Raw genomic sequence first — 16,548 nt, 5'->3', positions numbered from 1 at the left:
GTTCCTGGCGTTACTTCAGGTATTCCCCACTGCGCAGCGCTTCAATACGTTTATCCAGTGGCGGGTGAGACATAAACAGCTCGCTCAGCGATTTGGATTTACCGTTAATGCAGAAGGCCATCATGCTGTTCGCTTCCTGCGGCTCGTAGCTGGTTTTCAGACGCTGCAGCGCGGCAATCATCTTCTCACGACCAACCAGCTTCGCAGAGCCGGCATCCGCGTGGAATTCACGGTGACGAGAGAACCACATGGTGATGATGCTGGCCAGAATACCGAATACCAGTTCCAGAACCATCGACACGGCGAAGTAGATCAGCGGGTTGCCGTTGCTCTCTTCACCTTCGTCGCGGTTGCCGCCCATGAAGCCTGCCGCAATCTGCGCCAGGATGCGGGAGATGAAGATCACGAAGGTGTTCACCACACCCTGAATCAGGGTCATGGTCACCATGTCACCGTTGGCGATATGGCTGATTTCGTGGGCGATAACCGCTTCAGCTTCGTCACGGCTCATGTTCTGCAGCAGACCGGTGCTGACGGCAACCAGTGACGCATCGCGACGGGCGCCCGTGGCAAACGCATTGATGTCCGGGGCATGGTAAATCGCCACCTGCGGCATGGCGATGCCGGCCTGACGGGATTGCTGAGCCACCGTATTCATCAGCCACTGTTCCATATCGTTACGCGGCTGTTCAATAACCTCACCACCCACCGATTTCAGTGCCATCCACTTCGACATCAGCAGGGAGATGAACGAGCCACCAAAACCAAACAGCAGCGCCATAATCAACAGACCCTGAACGCTGCTCGACTGAATTCCTGTCAGGCTTAGCACGAGCCCGAAAACCACCATGACCGCCAGGTTGGTGAGCAGGAAGAGCGCGATTCGCATCATAATTTTCTTTTTACCTCAGTTTAACAAAACGCACTATGCGATTACCCACATCGTATGGGTATTGCGGCTATTTTCAAGCATCCAACGGGCGTAAGTCACCAGAAAGACACAACTTTACACAATTGGAAATCTGGCTGACGGAAGGATGAAGAACAAAAAGAAACAGGCACAATTTCTTGTGCCTGTTGGGAGATTATTTTGCCGGAGCGGGCTGTACGGCAGGTTTCTCTTTTTCCTGATTCGCCAGGTCGAGAGCGATATGCACCGTCTCATCCAGATACGGATCCGGCTCCTGGTAATCTTTTGGCAGATCGTCCAGTTTTTTGAGCAGTGGCTTGCCTTCACGCTTGAAGCGATCGTTGATACGCGCCAGGCGGGTTGCATCGTCTTCGTTGTTCTCTTTCTCACGCTGTGCGTAGTTCAGAGAAACGATATTCCGCTTATCTTTCAGGGCATTGAAGCGTGCGATGTCCTTCATGATGTACTGGAATTCCGGATCTTTCGCGATGCGGTCGTTATGCGCTTTCAGCAGTTCAGGGCCAAATTGCGTCATATCACCCGCTTTCACGTAGGTCGCGGCATTGATGCTGTCCCACGGTAACGCGTTATCTTCAAACTTCTCACCGGTTTCCGTCTCTTCCGTGCCTGTCGGCATCATAATGTCCGGCGTTACGCCCTTACGCTGCGTACTGCCGCCATTCACGCGGTAGAATTTCTGAATGGTGTACTGAACCGAGCCCAGTGCAGGCCATTCCGGACGCAGCATTTGATCGTAGATACGATTAAGAGAACGATACTGCTGAACGGTGCCTTTCCCGAAGGTTGGCTCACCGACGATCAGCGCACGGCCATAATCCTGCATGGCAGCGGCAAAGATCTCAGACGCGGAAGCACTGAAGCGGTCAACCAGGACCACCAGCGGGCCTTTGTAGTAGACCACACCGTCGTTGTCGGCATCTTCACGCACTTTACCGTTGTTATCGCGCACCTGCACCACGGGACCCGATGGAATGAACAGACCAGAGAGTGAAACCGCTTCCGTTAGCGCTCCGCCGCCGTTACTGCGCAGGTCGATGATAATGCTGCTGACGTTCTGCTTTTCAAGCTTCTGCAACTGAACTTTCACATCGTCAGTCAGCCCAACGTAGAAGCCAGGAATATCCAGGACCCCCACCTTCTCTTTACCCACGGTTTTCACCGACATTTTCACCGCTCGGTCTTCCAGACGGATACGCTCGCGGGTCAGGGTAACGATACGGGTTTTGGTGCCTTTTCCGGCTGGCAGGACTTCCAGACGAACCTTACTGCCTTTCGGACCTTTGATCAGCGCAACCACGTCATCAAGACGCCAGCCGATCACGTCGACCATGTTCTGTCCGGTTTGTCCTACACCCACAATACGATCGCCTACGCTAATCGCTTTGCTTTTGGATGCCGGGCCACCCGCAACCATCGAATTGATCACCGTGTAATCATCGTCCATCTGCAGCACCGCGCCGATACCTTCAAGAGACAGGCTCATCTCGGTATTGAACTGTTCGGTGTTGCGTGGAGAGAGATAGTTGGTGTGCGGATCGATTTCGTGAGCAAAGGCCGTCATGGCCAGCGAGAAGACATCCTCACTGTTGGTCTGCGCCAGACGACGAATGGCGAATTTGTAACGACGCGTCAGCGTGTCACGGATCTCTTTTTCGTCTTTGCCGGTAAGCTTGAGGCTCAGTTCATCGTATTTAACTTTACCGTCCCACAGCGCATTCAACTCGGCTTCATCTTTCGGCCAGGGTGCTTTACTGCGATCCAGATTAAAGGTGTCGTTGCCGGTGAAGTCCATCGGACGTTCCAGCACTTTCAGCGCGTACTGATAGCGTTCGAAGCGGCGCTTTTGCGACAGGTTGTAGAGATCGTAGAACAGATCCAGCTTGCCTGAGCGCAACTCATCACCCACCTCGGATTTGCGCTTAGCGAACTGCTCGACATCGCTGGCGAGCAAAACGTTATGGCTGTAATCCAGCAAGTTCAGATAGCGGTCAAAGATTTTGGCCGAAAAGGCCTGATCGAGATCGAACTGACGATAGTGCGAGCGGGTAAAACGTGAGGTCACGCGCTCGCTCACCGTCGCGTGCTGCGTCTCTTCCTTGAGAACCGGAATTTGATCAACACGCGTGATATCGTCCACTGCAAAAGCGTGACCTGTTATGGCAAACAGGCCCGCCAGCGCGGTGAGCTTAAAAAAAGTGTTCATGCCAGGCTTGGCCTCCGTTTCAGAACAACAAGTGTTCTGCGCGTACAATCATTGACATACCAGAAGTCAGCTGTACACGAACGCCATCTTTGGTGATTTCCAGTACGGTGGCGTCCATAGCATTGTTACCCGCTTTTACCTTCAGCGCCTGACCTACGCTCAGGGCGTTAATGTCAGAAACCGGCGTATGGCGCGGCTCTTCACGAGGGGCACGCGGGGTTTTTGCTGCTGGTTTGTCTGCACGCGGTTTGCGATCGTTATTATCGTGACGGCGCGGCGCAGGGCGTGGTTTACGCTCACGACGAGGCGCATCTTCCTGGCCGTTTGCCGCGGCGGCTTCGCGTTTTTTCGCCTGCTGTTCTGCACGTTGTGCCTGAACGCGTGCTTTGGCTTCTTCAAGCTGCTTGCGGGCGTGCTCGACGTGCTGCTCGTCCAGCTCACCACACGGGTTGCCGTCGAGATCCACGCGGGTCGCGCCAGCTTTGATACCGTACAGGTAACGCCAGCTCGAAGTATAAAGACGTAAGGCGGAACGCAGCTGAGTTTTGCTGAGGTTCATTTCCCCTTCAACACGTGCCACCAGATCCTGAAAAATACCGACTTTCAGGGGACGCGCTTCACCTTCCGCGCTGAAGCACTGCGGAAAACGCTCGGCCAGAAATGCGATAACTTCTTTACTGCTATTCAACTTAGGTTGATTTTCCATGAAATTTCCTGATTACAACGGACGTTGCCAACAAGCGCAGGCATGAACAGGCGTCATTATAATGACGCTATCAGTAAATGCTACGTTATCCGTTGATTATCCTGCGACGCTCGCAAAGAATTTTTGATAATCGGTTGCCGCGAGTACGTTTTCCAGATTAGCCACCAGCTCGCGCAGCCCCTGTTCGTCCTCGGTTGTAAAGCGACTGAAGACCGTACTGTCGATATCCAGAACGCCAATAATCTGATTTTTGACCACCAGAGGCAGAACGATTTCAGAATTACTGGCGGCATCGCAGGCAATGTGCCCGTCAAATGCATGAACATCTTCCACACGCTGGACCTGATTCTCGGCCACCGCCGTGCCGCATACGCCGCGCCCTACCGGAATACGCACGCAGGCCAGTTTGCCCTGGAACGGACCGAGCACCAGAGTTTCACCTTCCAGAAGGTAAAAGCCGGCCCAGTTCACCTCAGAGAGACGTTCAAACAGCAATGCGCTAGTATTTGCCAGAGTGGCTAAGAAGCTGGTCTCACCCGCCATCAATGCCTTAAAATCGCGGTTCAGATCCGCGTAGAATTCTGTTTTGTTCATTATTCAATCACTTAGTTGTCTTACAAATTTACCGCATAGCCTATTAAAATAAGCATTAAATGCGCTCATGCTCAAGATGAATCCGTTCATGAGTTATTATAACTTTCAACAATACTTATTTGTGCGCAGCTGATGGCCTTAAAAACAACCAAAATTACGCCGACAAGAAAGATAACTGTCCATACGGTAAGCGAAGCTTTGCCACGTGCACATTATCAGCGTTGCCCCCAGTGCGATACGCTTTTTATGTTGCCGAAGATGAAATCGCACCAAAGTGCCTTCTGTCCCCGCTGCGACGCCAAAATTCGCGATGGCCGAGACTGGTCGTTAACCCGTCTCGCCGCCATGGCCGTCACCATGCTGCTGCTGATGCCCTTCGCCTGGAGCGAACCGCTGCTGAAACTCTACCTGCTTGGCGTGCGCATTGACGCCAACGTGCTGCAGGGTATCTGGCAGATGACCCGTCAGGGCGATCCCATCACCGCCGCCATGGTGCTGTTCTGCACCGTTGGCGCGCCGCTGGTGCTGGTTGCCGCCATTGCCTATCTTTGGTTTGGCAATATCCTCGGCATGAACCTTCGCCCGGTGCTGCTGATGCTGGATAAGCTCAAAGAGTGGGTGATGCTGGATATTTATCTGGTGGGCGTGGGCGTTGCGTCAATAAAGGTACAGGACTACGCCTTTTTGCAGCCCGGCATCGGGCTCTTTGCTTTCATCTGCCTGGTATTGCTAAGCATCATGACGCTGATTCACCTGAACGTTGAGCAGCTCTGGGAACGGTTTTACCCTCAGCGCCCCGCTACACGCCCCGATGAAAATCTGCGCGTCTGTCTGGGATGCCACTATACCGGCTTACCCGACGCGCGTGGACGCTGCCCGCGGTGCCACATTCCGCTGAGACTGCGCCGCAACAATAGCCTGCAAAAATGCTGGGCCGCGCTGATCGCCTCCCTGGTGTTTCTGATCCCAGCCAATATGCTGCCGATTTCTATCATTTACGTGAATGGCGGGCGTCAGGAGGATACTATCCTCTCCGGGATTATCTCCCTTGCACACAGTAACGTCGGGGTGGCGGCGATCGTCTTTATTGCCAGTATCCTGGTTCCCTTTACCAAAGTGGTGGTGATGTTTACCCTGCTCATCAGCATTCACTTTAAATGTGAACAAGGCTTACGAACACGCATTCTGCTTCTGCGGTTCGTCACCTGGATTGGCCGCTGGTCAATGTTAGATCTGTTCGTGATTTCGCTGATGATGTCGCTCATCAATCGCGACCAGCTACTTGCTTTTACAATGGGACCCGCGGCTTTTTATTTCGGCTCTGCGGTGATATTGACTATTCTTGCTGTGGAATGGCTGGATAGCCGCTTACTTTGGGATGCACATGAGTCAGGAAACCCCCGCTTCGCCGACTGAAGCGAGAATTAAAACAAAACGCCGCATTTCGCCATTCTGGTTGCTGCCCGTCATCGCCCTGATGATTGCAGGCTGGCTTATCTGGACGAGCTATGAAGATCGCGGGAGTACGGTCACCATTGATTTCCAGACCGCGGACGGCATCGTCGCCGGGCGAACGCCCGTTCGCTTCCAGGGGGTTGAAGTAGGTACGGTTCAGGACATCTCCCTTGGAAAAGGGCTGAACAAGATTCAGGTGCGGGTCAGTATTAAATCTGATATGCAGGATGCCCTGCGCAGCGAAACGCAGTTCTGGCTGGTGACGCCTAAAGCCTCTCTGGCCGGCGTGTCCGGGCTGGATGCGCTCGTGGGCGGTAACTATATTGGCATGATGCCGGGTAAAGGCGAGCCGCAGGATCACTTTGTTGCTCTGGATACGCAGCCTAAGTACCGCCTCAATAACGGCGATTTGATGATCCATCTGCAGGCGCCGGATCTCGGTTCTCTGAACAGTGGCTCACTGGTCTATTTCCGCAAAATCCCGGTTGGCCGCGTGTACGACTACGCGATTAACCCGAATAAACAGGGCGTCACCATCGACGTGCTGATCGAGCGTCGCTTCACCAATCTGGTGAAAAAAGGCAGCCGCTTCTGGAACGTCTCCGGCGTGGATGCGGATCTCAGCCTGAGCGGTGCGAAAGTGAAGCTGGAGAGTCTGGCCGCGCTGGTGAATGGCGCTATTGCCTTTGACTCCCCGGAAAACTCAAGCCCTGCCACCGCTGATGACTCATTTGGATTGTATGCTGACCTGGCGCACAGCCAGCGCGGCGTGATCGTCAAACTCGCCCTGCCCGATGCTAAAGGGCTAAAAGCGGGCTCAACGCCGCTGATGTATCAGGGATTGCAGGTTGGTCAGCTCACCAAAATGACGCTCAACCCGGGCGGCTCAGTCACCGGCGAAATGACGGTCGACCCGAGCGTGGTCGATCTCCTGCGCGAGAAAACGCGCATCGAAATGCGCAGTCCAAAGCTCTCTCTGAACGATGCCAGCCTCAGCACGCTGTTGACCGGCAATACGTTTGAGCTCATCCCCGGTGAAGGTGAACCCAGCAATAGCTTCGTGATTGCCCCGGCGGATAAAGCCCTGCTGCAAAAACCGGGTGTGGTAACCGTCACGCTGAATGCGCCAGAAAGTTACGGTATCGAAGCCGGGCAGCCGCTAATTTTACACGGCGTGCAGGTCGGTCAGGTGCTGGAGCGTAAGCTCTCCGCGGATGGCGTGACGTTCTCGGTCGCCATCGATCCGCAATACAGCGACCTGGTGCACGGTGACAGCAAATTCGTGGTGAACAGTCGCGTCGATGTGAAGGTGGGTCTGGACGGCGTGGAGTTCCTCGGCGCCAGCGCCAGCGAATGGGTTAACGGCGGCATCCGTATTTTGCCTGGCGATAAAGGCCCCGTGCGCGACAGCTATCCGCTGTATGCCAACCTCGAGAAAGCGATTGAAAACAGTCTGAGCGATCTTCCTACCACCACGCTGACGCTAAGCGCCGAAACGCTGCCGGACGTACAGGCGGGATCCGTGGTGCTGTATCGCAAGTTTGAAGTCGGGGAAGTGATCACCGTTCGCCCGCGTGCGGACGCCTTTGATATCGAACTGCACATCAAGCCGGAGTACCGCAAGCTGCTGACGCCAAACAGCGTCTTCTGGGCCGAAGGCGGCGCGAAAGTTCAGCTTAACGGTAACGGGCTGACCGTGCAGGCCTCCCCGCTCTCACGCGCGCTGCGCGGGGCGATTAGCTTCGATAATCTCAGCGGCGCGGGTGCGAATCTGCGCAAAGGTGATAAGCGTATTCTCTTCCCGTCCGAAACCGCCGCACGTGCAGTAGGCGGGCAGATTACCCTGCACGCGTTTGATGCCGGTAAGCTGGCGGAAGGCATGCCAATTCGCTATCTGGGTATTGATATCGGGCAGATCCAGAAGCTGACGCTGATTACCTCACGTAACGAGGTGCAGGCCACCGCCGTGCTTTACCCGGAATATGTGCAGACCTTCGCCCGCACGGGCTCGCGCTTCTCGGTGGTCACGCCGCAGATCTCGGCCGCGGGCGTTGAGCATCTCGACACCATTTTGCAGCCGTACATCAACGTTGAGCCCGGCCAGGGCAATGCCCGTCGCGATTTCGAGCTGCAGGAAGCCACGATCACCGACTCACGCTACCTTGGCGGCCTGAGCATCGTGGTGGAAGTGCCGGAAGCAGGCTCGCTGAACATCGGCACGCCGGTACTGTTCCGCGGCATTGAGGTGGGTACGGTCACGGGCCTGACGCTCGGTACACTCTCCGATCGCGTGATGGTGGCGTTACGCATCAGCGAACGCTACCAGCACCTGGTTCGAAATAACTCGGTATTCTGGCTGGCATCCGGCTACTCGCTGGACTTCGGCCTGACGGGTGGCGTGGTGAAAACCGGCACCTTCAACCAGTTCATTCGCGGCGGTATCGCGTTTGCCACGCCGCCGGGAACGCCGCTGGCGCCGAAAGCGCAGCCAGGTAAACACTTCCTGCTGCTCGAAAGCGAACCGAAAGAGTGGCGCGAATGGGGAACCGCCCTGCCACGTTAAACAGCAAGGCTCCGGTGTCAACGCACCGGAGCCTTTATGTTACACTGCGCACCTGAACTTTTCCCTGTGGTGTGCCCGTGGCTCAAAACTCCGTATTTCTTCCTGAACAATTCCTGGCGCAGATGCGCGAGGCGCTTCCTTCTCACCTGTCGTTAGACGATTTTATCGCCGCCTGCCAGCGTCCGTTACGCCGAAGTATTCGCGTCAACACGTTGAAAATCAGCGTCGATGATTTTCTGGCACTGGTCTCGCCGTACGGCTGGCAGCTTACGCCGGTACCGTGGTGTGCTGAGGGGTTCTGGATCGAGCGCGATGACGAAGCCTCACTCCCGCTGGGCAGCACCGCTGAACATCTGAGCGGCCTGTTCTATATTCAGGAAGCCAGCTCGATGCTGCCTGTTGCCGCCCTGTTTACCGATGGCAATTCGCCTGAGCGCGTGATGGATGTTGCCGCGGCGCCCGGCTCAAAAACCACGCAAATTGCCGCCCGGATGGGTAACCAGGGGGCGATCCTTGCTAACGAGTTTTCCGCCAGCCGCGTGAAGGTGCTGCATGCCAACATCAGCCGCTGCGGTATTCATAATGTTGCACTGACGCACTTCGACGGACGCGTGTTTGGCGCCGCCCTACCGGAAGCCTTCGATGCCATTCTGCTGGACGCCCCCTGCTCCGGCGAAGGGGTGGTGCGCAAAGATCCCGATGCGTTAAAGAACTGGTCCGTGGAAAGCAACCTGGAGATCGCCGCCACGCAGCGAGAGCTGATCGAGAGCGCATTTCACGCTTTGCGCCCTGGCGGCACGCTGGTCTATTCAACGTGCACCCTTAACCGCGATGAAAACGAAGACGTCTGTCTGTGGTTGAAAGCGAACTATTCGGATGCAGTCGAGTTTCTGCCGCTTAACGATCTGTTTGCCTCGGCACAAGAGGCGGTCACCCCCGAGGGTTTCCTTCACGTGTTCCCGCAGATTTACGACTGTGAAGGGTTCTTTGTGGCGCGTCTGCGTAAAACGCAGGCGGTTGCTCCCCTGCCCGCACCTAAATTCAAGGTCGGCAACTTCCCGTTTGCCCCTCTTAAAGGTCGCGATGCAGCACAGCTTGAAGCCGCCGCCAAAAAGGTTGGGCTGGTCTGGGATGAGAGCCTGCATCTCTGGATGCGTGATAAAGAGATATGGCTGTTCCCGGCACAGATCGAGCCGCTCATCGGAAAGGTCCGTTTTTCGCGAATCGGGATCCGCCTGGCGGAAGTGCATAACAAAGGGTATCGCTGGCAGCATGAGGCCGTTATCGCCCTTGCCGGACGCGAGAATACCTTTGCCCTGACGCATCAGGAAGCGGAAGAGTGGTACCGTGGACGCGATGTCTATCCGGACAGCGCGCCATCAGGCGATGAAGTGATAGTGACGTATCAGGGATACCCGCTGGGGCTGGCAAAAAAAGTCGGCTCAAGGCTGAAAAACAGCTATCCGCGCGAGTTGGTTCGGGATGGTCGGCTGTTTACCGGTAACGATCGCACTGCCTGAAAAAAAGCGCATTTTTTTACTGGCGATTTTGCTCTCCTTGTCTACGATCAAAAATGGGTGACTGCACTGGTCATACCAGATTTTGACAACCGACCCGGAGAGCATTATGACGAAAACCAGCGTGCGTATTGGCGCTTTTGAGATCGACGACGCAGAGCTGCGCGGCGAAGCACAAGGCGATCGAACGTTAAGTATTCCCTGCAAATCCGACCCGGATTTGTGCATGCAGCTCGATGCATGGGATGCAGATACCAGCGTCCCGGCAATACTTGATGGCGAACACTCTGTCCTTTACCGCGAGCATTACGATAGTAAAACCGATGCCTGGGTCATGCGTCTTGCCTGACCTAAAGAGAACCCGCCCGAAGGCGGGTTATTTATTACTGCAGCTGCGCCAGCGTAAAGTAACCGTCGAAAACAGCCCCCGTATCAATGTAGTGGAGATTATTAAAATCATACCTTCTGTCGAGGGGCGTATGTCCAAACCAGAAATGATCCGCGCCGCTGATGCCCTGCCCTTTGCCCACCATAAATCCCATCAACCTGTCGCGGTTCCATAAGACGCGCTGGGCGCTGACCGGTTTTTGCCATTGGTATTCCGCAGCCGGATAATCCGCATGGGCTATCACATTCAGACCGTTCGCACAGGTTATCTCGATGATATGCGGTAAATCGCGACAGGCATTGAGCAACGACAGCGCAAGCTGTTGCTGGTCCCGTTCAAGTTGCGCAAACCACATTCCACCATTTATCGTCCAGAGCGAAAAATCGTTATTATCCAGACTGTCGAGCGCCATTTGCTCGTGGTTGCCCCGCACGGCACGAAACCATTTTTCATGTATTAACTGCAGGCATTTCACGCTATCAGGGCCACGATCGATGATATCCCCGACAGAAATAAGCAAATCCTCATACGGGTTAAAATGACGGCGTTTAAGCTCATCCATAAGCCACTGATAACAGCCGTGTATATCGCTGACAACCCAGACGTGACGCCACATCCCACCTTCAATTCGCTGATACATAAGCCCTCCCATAGGAAGTATAGTTACAGTTGACTTATGTGTAGGGACGCTGCACAGGAGCGCTTTTCATGAAGCTAAACAAACAGTAAACTAAGGATAAATAAATGTTTCACCAGTATTAATACTCTTTTGCATGCCCCCTAAAATATGCATTGCATAAACTTTGAGGTTTTCCCGTGTCAAATACGCGCCTGCAAAACGATGCGCCACAATCGCATCGTACCCATATCATTTCCGAACTGGTGAAAGGCAAACTCGTTCCAGGCCCTATCTGGCAAAAACGCGAGTACCGTCTTAAATTTCTGTTACGTTCATTGCTGTTCTGGTCTTCTACGCATCGCATGCTCGATGCGCTGGCTCGCCGCGACGATTTTGATCAGTTACTGGCTTCGCAGATCACCCTGCCGAGCAAAACACATCGCCAGTATCTGATGCGTGGCATGAACGCCAATGCGCGTGCCGATGCCATCGTCAGCCATTATCAGTGGATTGACTCTCTGAAAGACGTCGGCCTGGTCAAGGCCTTAACCGGACCACAAGAGCAATCCATTGTTGAGTTTCATGCCAAAGATGGCGTGAGCTATAACGTCAACGCCATGAATGCCAGTAAAGCAGAGCGTGAGGGCGAATGTACGCTGTGGCTGCGTGATAACGAAAATACCCTGCTTGCCAGTGTGACATTTTGCGTTGCTCGCGAAAACGGAGAATATGTTCTGGTGATTGGCGGTCTTCAGGGCCCGCGACGCAGCGTATCCCGTGATGTGATCAAACAGGCAACCCGAGCCTGCCATGGTCTCTTCCCGAAACGCGTGTTGATGGAAGTGCTTTTCCAATTGGCCACACTTTCCGGCATCAAAGCCATTTATGCGGTCAGCGATGAAGGTCATATCTTCCGTGCACTGCGTTATCGTCTGAGTAAAGGTCGCCATTTCCACGCCAGCTACGATGAGTTTTGGGCCTCTATCGACGGTCAAAAACGTTCAACCTTCAGTTGGCAGTTGCCATTGCAGATGGAGCGCAAATCCCTTGAGGAGATCGCCAGTAAAAAGCGTGCCGAATACCGCCGTCGCTTTGAACTGCTTGATGAAATTGAGGCATCCGTTAAATCCCGCTTTTAAACACGGTTCTGGCTTTTACTGATTGCACACGAAAATTTAACAAAACAGGCAAAAAGGGCTGGACTTCCGCATGCTGTGTTGCGTTATGTTTTAAGCAGTCGAACAGGACGAGCGCGCTGTATGAGAAAGAACTATTGGGATTACTCGTTTACTTTCATACAGATAAACAGACCGAATGCGATTCCTGTTTATACCTGCAATTTATATTTCTGCGGTATATCAAACACATACGCATCAACCAGATTTAAAAGCATACATCTGGTGATGCGTTTTCAGGCACTAAAAATCATATAGTTACTTAAAATTCCGGACAAATTCGGACGTATTTCGAATCGATTCATATCAAATTTACCAGCCGCCCCCGTTCCTGCATACTACGGGTTGCGGCTTCCTGATTGTAAATTTTCAACCTTATGATTTAACTCGTTGAGTGCCTGAAGGCATAGTGAGATAACACCTGGATATTTCATAGCGTAGCTGTGTTTACTGTCATTTCATTTTCTTGTTAGCGATATTACAATAAAAACCGCCCGTAGGGGGCTATGCTAATGAAACGGGTAATTTATCCTCTGATACGCCCTTGTCTCGTAGTGACTGTCGATACATTGCGATTCTCTCCAGCTCAACTTGAGATGGATAACTATCAGAGAGATATATTGCGAACTCGTATACAGGCGGCGGGTTGAAAGTTATCACTGAATACCCAGCATCTTCCAGCAACTCAACAACAATCCCATATGATGGCCTGATACCCGTAAACCAGTAACAGCCATGTCTCTCCATACCCTGAACCGCCTTCGCTGCATGCTCTCTAAAAATAGCCAAATAAACAGATTCAGTAAATGCTTCCATTACACAGACTCCAGTCATCACTTTACTCTAAAAGAACTACAACAAATGTGTATGTAGGAATGCTAATCTCATAGATCTATTTTATGCTGTTCCTGAAGAAGTCTTATAGATTAAAGGCTATGGGTTTAGAGAAACTGCTTCCAGACCAGCTTATTGAAAAGCGCTTTTACACCTTCCATTATCAAAGCTACAAAAATCATATAGCCACCTAATACGGTCAGTATGTTGGACTATGCACCACTGAACACCAACCCAATGTCACCTATCAACAGAAGCCCAATGCCGATCCAAAAAAATATGAAAGCTATGAACAGTAATTGAATAAACCAAATCAGTTAACCCAATCTTCAATTGCAACTTTTCCATTCTTCTGCCTCAGCCAATGTGAGTAGATTGCTTATTATACGCAAAAATCAACTTACCTTTCACACCATTAATTTAAATGTTCTGAATCACCCGCTATAGCCTCGCCATCCTGAGTTATTAATGCCTTCCCCTGAACTTTTGCGAAGTCCAGCCTACCGCAGAGCGCAATCAGGATGGTGTCACCTATTTCCGGATTTCTGGCAATATTAATTATCACGTACTCAGCTGATGTTTCGATAGTTCGGCAGTTGTCCTCATGACCGCAAAGGTTGGTAATAGTGAGTATCTCCTCAGCGAGGTCTAATGCAGGTGATTGAAAACCCATGATAACCCCCTAACACCTAACTGTATGTTTATAGAGCTCAACTAAAAACTGAAGGTCAAGAATTTGGGTCAAAAAAACCGCACAAGCGGGTAAGCGATTAATAAAAAAGCACTAAACAACATTATCTAATTCAAGAGAAACCATACAAAATCATCTTTAATTAAAGCGTTGATGTTAATGAGCCACAACCAGGTGTGTTCGTGAATGTAATGCAGAAACGGGTACCGAAATTTTCTGTTATTACCACTCACATCCTTCCTTCATAGCCATCAATGTAAGCTTCAGAGATAGCATCGCTCATGGCTTTACGCTGTTTAGCCGACCATGATTTATTGTCGACGTAACGAGTGCCCGCAAAAATAGTTTCACTCTGGATGGAGTTCAGAAATGCCTCGCTACGAAACTTATCTGCACGCTTGTTCGCGTCCTCTAAAGACATGCCTGATAAGCGGTCTTTTGCTCCCAGATCATGAAAAGTTTTAAAGAATGGCACCGCCATCTTAATACTGTCGGCTTTTATAACGCGTACATTCGGGTCAAAGCCGTCATCTGCAGCATATACATACTGGCGTGCATGGCGTTCTGCACTTGTTTGAGGGGTGCATGCGCTGCTCATCAAAGATGATGTTAACAACGCACACACGAATAATCCGTTAGATTTATTCATGAAGATCTCCTTTCCAGTAAACAATATTCCCATCAGTAGCTTATCAGGATTTTCCGCTCTCAGTCATACCCCAAAATCTGTCATTGACACGTTAGAAACAGCGGCGTAGGATTCGAACCACTGTATATATAACAATGTATTTATATACAGTATTGTCTAACTTTTAACCGTCAAAGAGGAATTAACTATGAGTGGTAATGGTGGCGACAACGCACACAACAATGCGTTCAGTGGTGGCAAAAATCCTGGCATCGGTAACTCTGGTTCTGGCAGCCATTCCGGTACATCAGGAAATGGAGGGAATGGTGGCCGTACACAGAATATTAATGGATTTTCTGTGGATCCAAACAACAGTGCACAGGTGAATGCTGCTAACAGAGGTGATGCGGCTGGAGTATTTTCTGCCGGTGGTGCAATTGCTATCAGTTCCGGAGTAGACAGTCATTCAGGTAAAGGCTCCGGTGGTAATGGTGGTAACTCAGGTTCACAGTCTGGTAGTAATAACTCCCAGAATCAAAATGGAAATAGCACAACGAGTGCTCCATCTACCTGGGATAGGACGGCAAAGTATTATGGCTCCAATGATAAAGTTTCCCGAAAAGCGCTTAAGAACTTATATGAACAAGCAGTGCGGGATGGAAATATACCAAAAGCAGCCCGGGGTAATTTGCGCGAAAATGTCCAGAAGATGCTCGATGAAGATAATCAAATTGAAGCATTACAAAAAGCCAGTGAAATTATTGCTGACATGGGGGAAAAAGTTGGTAGTCACCTGGGTCAAAAATATAAAGATGTGTCAAGGGACATCGCAAGTAACGTTAAAAACTTCCAAGGTAAAACAATTCGTAACTACAATGATGCAATGACCTCTCTGAATAAGATTATTGCCAATCCGGGGATGAAAATTAATCAAGGTGATAAAACTGCGATCGTTAACGCATGGAAAAGTCTGAATGCAAGTGACATGGCAAACAAACTCGGCAATCTAAGCAAAGCATTTAAGACTGCAGATCTGGTGATCAAAGTCGAAAAAATCCGAGAGAAGAGTATTGAAGGGTATGAAACAGGAAACTGGGGTCCATTGATGCTAGAGGTAGAGTCCTGGGTTATTAGTGGCATTGCTGTCGGTGTGGCTATGGGAATCTTTGGCGCCCTGGCATCTTTTGTTGCGACAACCGTCGGGCTTCCTATTACTGCATTAACAATTGCAGGAATTATCGGTATCAGTTATCTGGCTTCATTCATTGACGATAAAATCGTTGATAAAATCAACAATGAAATAATCAGACCAGCTCATTAATCTAAAAGGGGCAGAGATGTTATCTGCCCCTTAGCTTTCAACGGTGCTTTATTTTTAACTTTAAAATCAAGAAAACTGCATAAGCATAGCTGATGTAATAGCAGGTGAGTATATAACACACATAAAATACGCTTACAAAAAAAACGGTAAGAAGATAATCGTTCCCTGATAAAAGCCTCATAAATCGTCCTGATTCAGTTAACTCCACGTTACACACCAACAAATAATAAACAATTGCAATATAAAACACGGTGAATAGCATAAAAGCCAAAATACCTTTCGTGAAAGAAAAAGTGGTTTTTAAATTTAACTCTCTCCGCGCAATCAAAAAAAACAAAACACCTAACAAAGGAGCGATTTTAACATAAAAACTCATAACACCACTTAATAATGGGTTACTGGCTGAAATCAGCTCAGGAACTTTACCAGATAAAGTATACAAATAATTTAGAAAATCGCTCCCTTGGTTGTTAGCATATAATAAAAAAATCAGAAGCAAAGGTATAACCCCGACAAGAAAAATATAATACATCCTTTTTGCCGCAATGTTTGTCATATCCCTTGATTTAATTTGCTTCATAGACATATCACCTACCCTGTGTTTGGAACTTGTCCCTCTGAGTTTAGTCAGTGGATTGAATAATAGAATAATTATATTGCAGATCTGCTAGCCGATCCATTTTGTCGGTGTTGTTGAATTTTTTTCATACATAAAAGCAAATAATACAATTAGTGGGTTAACTTTTCTCCACAACCTTATGCCAGTTATCTGCAAGCTCTCTTCGAGCCCCCCTCTCCCCTCCTGGCGGAAAAGAGAATCCAACTCGCCATTTTGAACAACCGTTAGAGCACCTAATTTCTGCGCCCCCCCAGTTCAACCCACGACTTCGGACCTTCAGTGAAGAGGACATGCCACAATTGGG

The 16,548-nt window shown here is 50.8% G+C and carries 15 protein-coding genes; 6 read left to right on the top strand and 9 right to left on the bottom strand.

Annotated elements, in window-relative coordinates; genetic code table 11:
* Nucleotides 1-10 precede the first annotated feature (10 nt).
* The 4 genes from htpX to ACDO57_RS03350 all read right to left on the bottom strand — a co-directional run bounded on the left by htpX (nucleotide 11) and on the right by ACDO57_RS03350 (nucleotide 4,434).
* Nucleotides 11-892: a protease HtpX gene (htpX, locus tag ACDO57_RS03365; RefSeq protein ID WP_014884290.1), complete on the bottom strand. Its 882-nt coding sequence runs from the start codon at nucleotides 890-892 to the stop codon at nucleotides 11-13.
* A gap of 193 nt (nucleotides 893-1,085) precedes the next feature.
* Nucleotides 1,086-3,134: a carboxy terminal-processing peptidase gene (gene prc, locus ACDO57_RS03360; protein ID WP_024909720.1), complete on the bottom strand. Its 2,049-nt coding sequence runs from the start codon at nucleotides 3,132-3,134 to the stop codon at nucleotides 1,086-1,088.
* A gap of 19 nt (nucleotides 3,135-3,153) precedes the next feature.
* Nucleotides 3,154-3,840 carry an RNA chaperone ProQ gene (proQ, locus tag ACDO57_RS03355; RefSeq protein ID WP_267217029.1) on the bottom strand — a complete coding sequence of 229 codons (687 nt, stop codon included), beginning with the start codon at nucleotides 3,838-3,840 and terminating at the stop codon, nucleotides 3,154-3,156.
* 96 nt (nucleotides 3,841-3,936) lie between these two features.
* Nucleotides 3,937-4,434 carry a GAF domain-containing protein gene (locus tag ACDO57_RS03350; RefSeq protein ID WP_032647756.1) on the bottom strand — a complete coding sequence of 166 codons (498 nt, stop codon included), beginning with the start codon at nucleotides 4,432-4,434 and terminating at the stop codon, nucleotides 3,937-3,939.
* A gap of 132 nt (nucleotides 4,435-4,566) precedes the next feature.
* Here ACDO57_RS03350 and yebS point away from each other — a divergent pair, with 132 nt between their 5' ends.
* From yebS to ACDO57_RS03330, 4 genes are all read left to right on the top strand, one after another.
* Nucleotides 4,567-5,850 carry a membrane integrity lipid transport subunit YebS gene (gene yebS, locus ACDO57_RS03345; RefSeq protein ID WP_024909717.1) on the top strand — a complete coding sequence of 428 codons (1,284 nt, stop codon included), beginning with the start codon at nucleotides 4,567-4,569 and terminating at the stop codon, nucleotides 5,848-5,850.
* Complete coding sequence (locus ACDO57_RS03340) at nucleotides 5,819-8,452, top strand: PqiB family protein (RefSeq protein ID WP_153257554.1); 2,634 nt, start codon at nucleotides 5,819-5,821, stop codon at nucleotides 8,450-8,452. Before yebS ends, ACDO57_RS03340 begins: the two co-directional genes overlap by 32 nt.
* A gap of 77 nt (nucleotides 8,453-8,529) precedes the next feature.
* The gene (gene rsmF / locus ACDO57_RS03335; protein WP_370883518.1) at nucleotides 8,530-9,972 is read left to right on the top strand and encodes a 16S rRNA (cytosine(1407)-C(5))-methyltransferase RsmF; all 1,443 of its coding nucleotides are present in this window, start codon (nucleotides 8,530-8,532) and stop codon (nucleotides 9,970-9,972) included.
* Between the two features lie 106 nt (nucleotides 9,973-10,078).
* Nucleotides 10,079-10,318: a YebV family protein gene (locus tag ACDO57_RS03330; RefSeq protein WP_008500472.1), complete on the top strand. Its 240-nt coding sequence runs from the start codon at nucleotides 10,079-10,081 to the stop codon at nucleotides 10,316-10,318.
* A 34-nt stretch (nucleotides 10,319-10,352) separates the two neighbouring features.
* Here ACDO57_RS03330 and pphA read toward each other — a convergent pair whose 3' ends face one another.
* Nucleotides 10,353-10,997: a protein-serine/threonine phosphatase gene (pphA, locus tag ACDO57_RS03325; RefSeq protein WP_048992214.1), complete on the bottom strand. Its 645-nt coding sequence runs from the start codon at nucleotides 10,995-10,997 to the stop codon at nucleotides 10,353-10,355.
* 176 nt (nucleotides 10,998-11,173) lie between these two features.
* On the opposite strand from pphA, the gene ACDO57_RS03320 reads away from it, so the two are divergent.
* Nucleotides 11,174-12,115, top strand: a complete 942-nt coding sequence (locus ACDO57_RS03320) for a VirK/YbjX family protein (RefSeq protein ID WP_061714879.1) — start codon at nucleotides 11,174-11,176, stop codon at nucleotides 12,113-12,115.
* 540 nt (nucleotides 12,116-12,655) lie between these two features.
* On the opposite strand, the gene ACDO57_RS03315 is transcribed toward ACDO57_RS03320, so the two are convergent.
* The 3 genes from ACDO57_RS03315 to ACDO57_RS03305 all read right to left on the bottom strand — a co-directional run bounded on the left by ACDO57_RS03315 (nucleotide 12,656) and on the right by ACDO57_RS03305 (nucleotide 14,325).
* Nucleotides 12,656-12,967 carry a hypothetical protein gene (locus tag ACDO57_RS03315; RefSeq protein WP_024909712.1) on the bottom strand — a complete coding sequence of 104 codons (312 nt, stop codon included), beginning with the start codon at nucleotides 12,965-12,967 and terminating at the stop codon, nucleotides 12,656-12,658.
* A 433-nt stretch (nucleotides 12,968-13,400) separates the two neighbouring features.
* Complete coding sequence (locus ACDO57_RS03310; RefSeq protein ID WP_148770109.1) at nucleotides 13,401-13,658, bottom strand: hypothetical protein; 258 nt, start codon at nucleotides 13,656-13,658, stop codon at nucleotides 13,401-13,403.
* Between the two features lie 247 nt (nucleotides 13,659-13,905).
* On the bottom strand, nucleotides 13,906-14,325 hold the full coding sequence (locus ACDO57_RS03305) for an Exc2 family lipoprotein (RefSeq protein WP_090419781.1): 420 nt from the start codon (nucleotides 14,323-14,325) through the stop codon (nucleotides 13,906-13,908).
* 187 nt (nucleotides 14,326-14,512) lie between these two features.
* On the opposite strand from ACDO57_RS03305, the gene ACDO57_RS03300 reads away from it, so the two are divergent.
* Nucleotides 14,513-15,625: a colicin-like pore-forming protein gene (locus ACDO57_RS03300; RefSeq protein ID WP_280924540.1), complete on the top strand. Its 1,113-nt coding sequence runs from the start codon at nucleotides 14,513-14,515 to the stop codon at nucleotides 15,623-15,625.
* 37 nt (nucleotides 15,626-15,662) lie between these two features.
* Here ACDO57_RS03300 and cui read toward each other — a convergent pair whose 3' ends face one another.
* Nucleotides 15,663-16,211, bottom strand: a complete 549-nt coding sequence (cui, locus tag ACDO57_RS03295) for a colicin immunity protein Cui (RefSeq protein WP_148770103.1) — start codon at nucleotides 16,209-16,211, stop codon at nucleotides 15,663-15,665.
* Between the last annotated feature and the right edge of the window lie 337 nt (nucleotides 16,212-16,548).

The organism is Enterobacter cloacae complex sp. 2015409 (assembly GCF_041365315.1).
Classification (GTDB): Bacteria; Pseudomonadota; Gammaproteobacteria; order Enterobacterales; family Enterobacteriaceae; genus Enterobacter; species Enterobacter pseudoroggenkampii.
The sequence above is the reverse complement of the archived record's forward strand: the minus strand, read 5'-3'. Positions and strand labels throughout refer to the sequence as shown.

Bases quoted from the DNA above. Each gene is read 5' to 3' on its own strand.
- ACDO57_RS03340 (WP_153257554.1), top strand. From the start codon at position 5,819: ATGAGTCAGGAAACCCCCGCTTCGCCGACTGAAGCGAGAATTAAAACA.
- ACDO57_RS03310 (WP_148770109.1), bottom strand. From the start codon at position 13,658: ATGGGTTTTCAATCACCTGCATTAGACCTCGCTGAGGAGATACTCACT.
- ACDO57_RS03350 (WP_032647756.1), bottom strand. From the start codon at position 4,434: ATGAACAAAACAGAATTCTACGCGGATCTGAACCGCGATTTTAAGGCA.
- ACDO57_RS03330 (WP_008500472.1), top strand. From the start codon at position 10,079: ATGACGAAAACCAGCGTGCGTATTGGCGCTTTTGAGATCGACGACGCA.
- cui (WP_148770103.1), bottom strand. From the start codon at position 16,211: ATGTCTATGAAGCAAATTAAATCAAGGGATATGACAAACATTGCGGCA.
- pphA (WP_048992214.1), bottom strand. From the start codon at position 10,997: ATGTATCAGCGAATTGAAGGTGGGATGTGGCGTCACGTCTGGGTTGTC.
- ACDO57_RS03315 (WP_024909712.1), bottom strand. From the start codon at position 12,967: ATGGAAGCATTTACTGAATCTGTTTATTTGGCTATTTTTAGAGAGCAT.
- prc (WP_024909720.1), bottom strand. From the start codon at position 3,134: ATGAACACTTTTTTTAAGCTCACCGCGCTGGCGGGCCTGTTTGCCATA.
- yebS (WP_024909717.1), top strand. From the start codon at position 4,567: ATGGCCTTAAAAACAACCAAAATTACGCCGACAAGAAAGATAACTGTC.
- ACDO57_RS03300 (WP_280924540.1), top strand. From the start codon at position 14,513: ATGAGTGGTAATGGTGGCGACAACGCACACAACAATGCGTTCAGTGGT.
- proQ (WP_267217029.1), bottom strand. From the start codon at position 3,840: ATGGAAAATCAACCTAAGTTGAATAGCAGTAAAGAAGTTATCGCATTT.
- ACDO57_RS03305 (WP_090419781.1), bottom strand. From the start codon at position 14,325: ATGAATAAATCTAACGGATTATTCGTGTGTGCGTTGTTAACATCATCT.
- htpX (WP_014884290.1), bottom strand. From the start codon at position 892: ATGATGCGAATCGCGCTCTTCCTGCTCACCAACCTGGCGGTCATGGTG.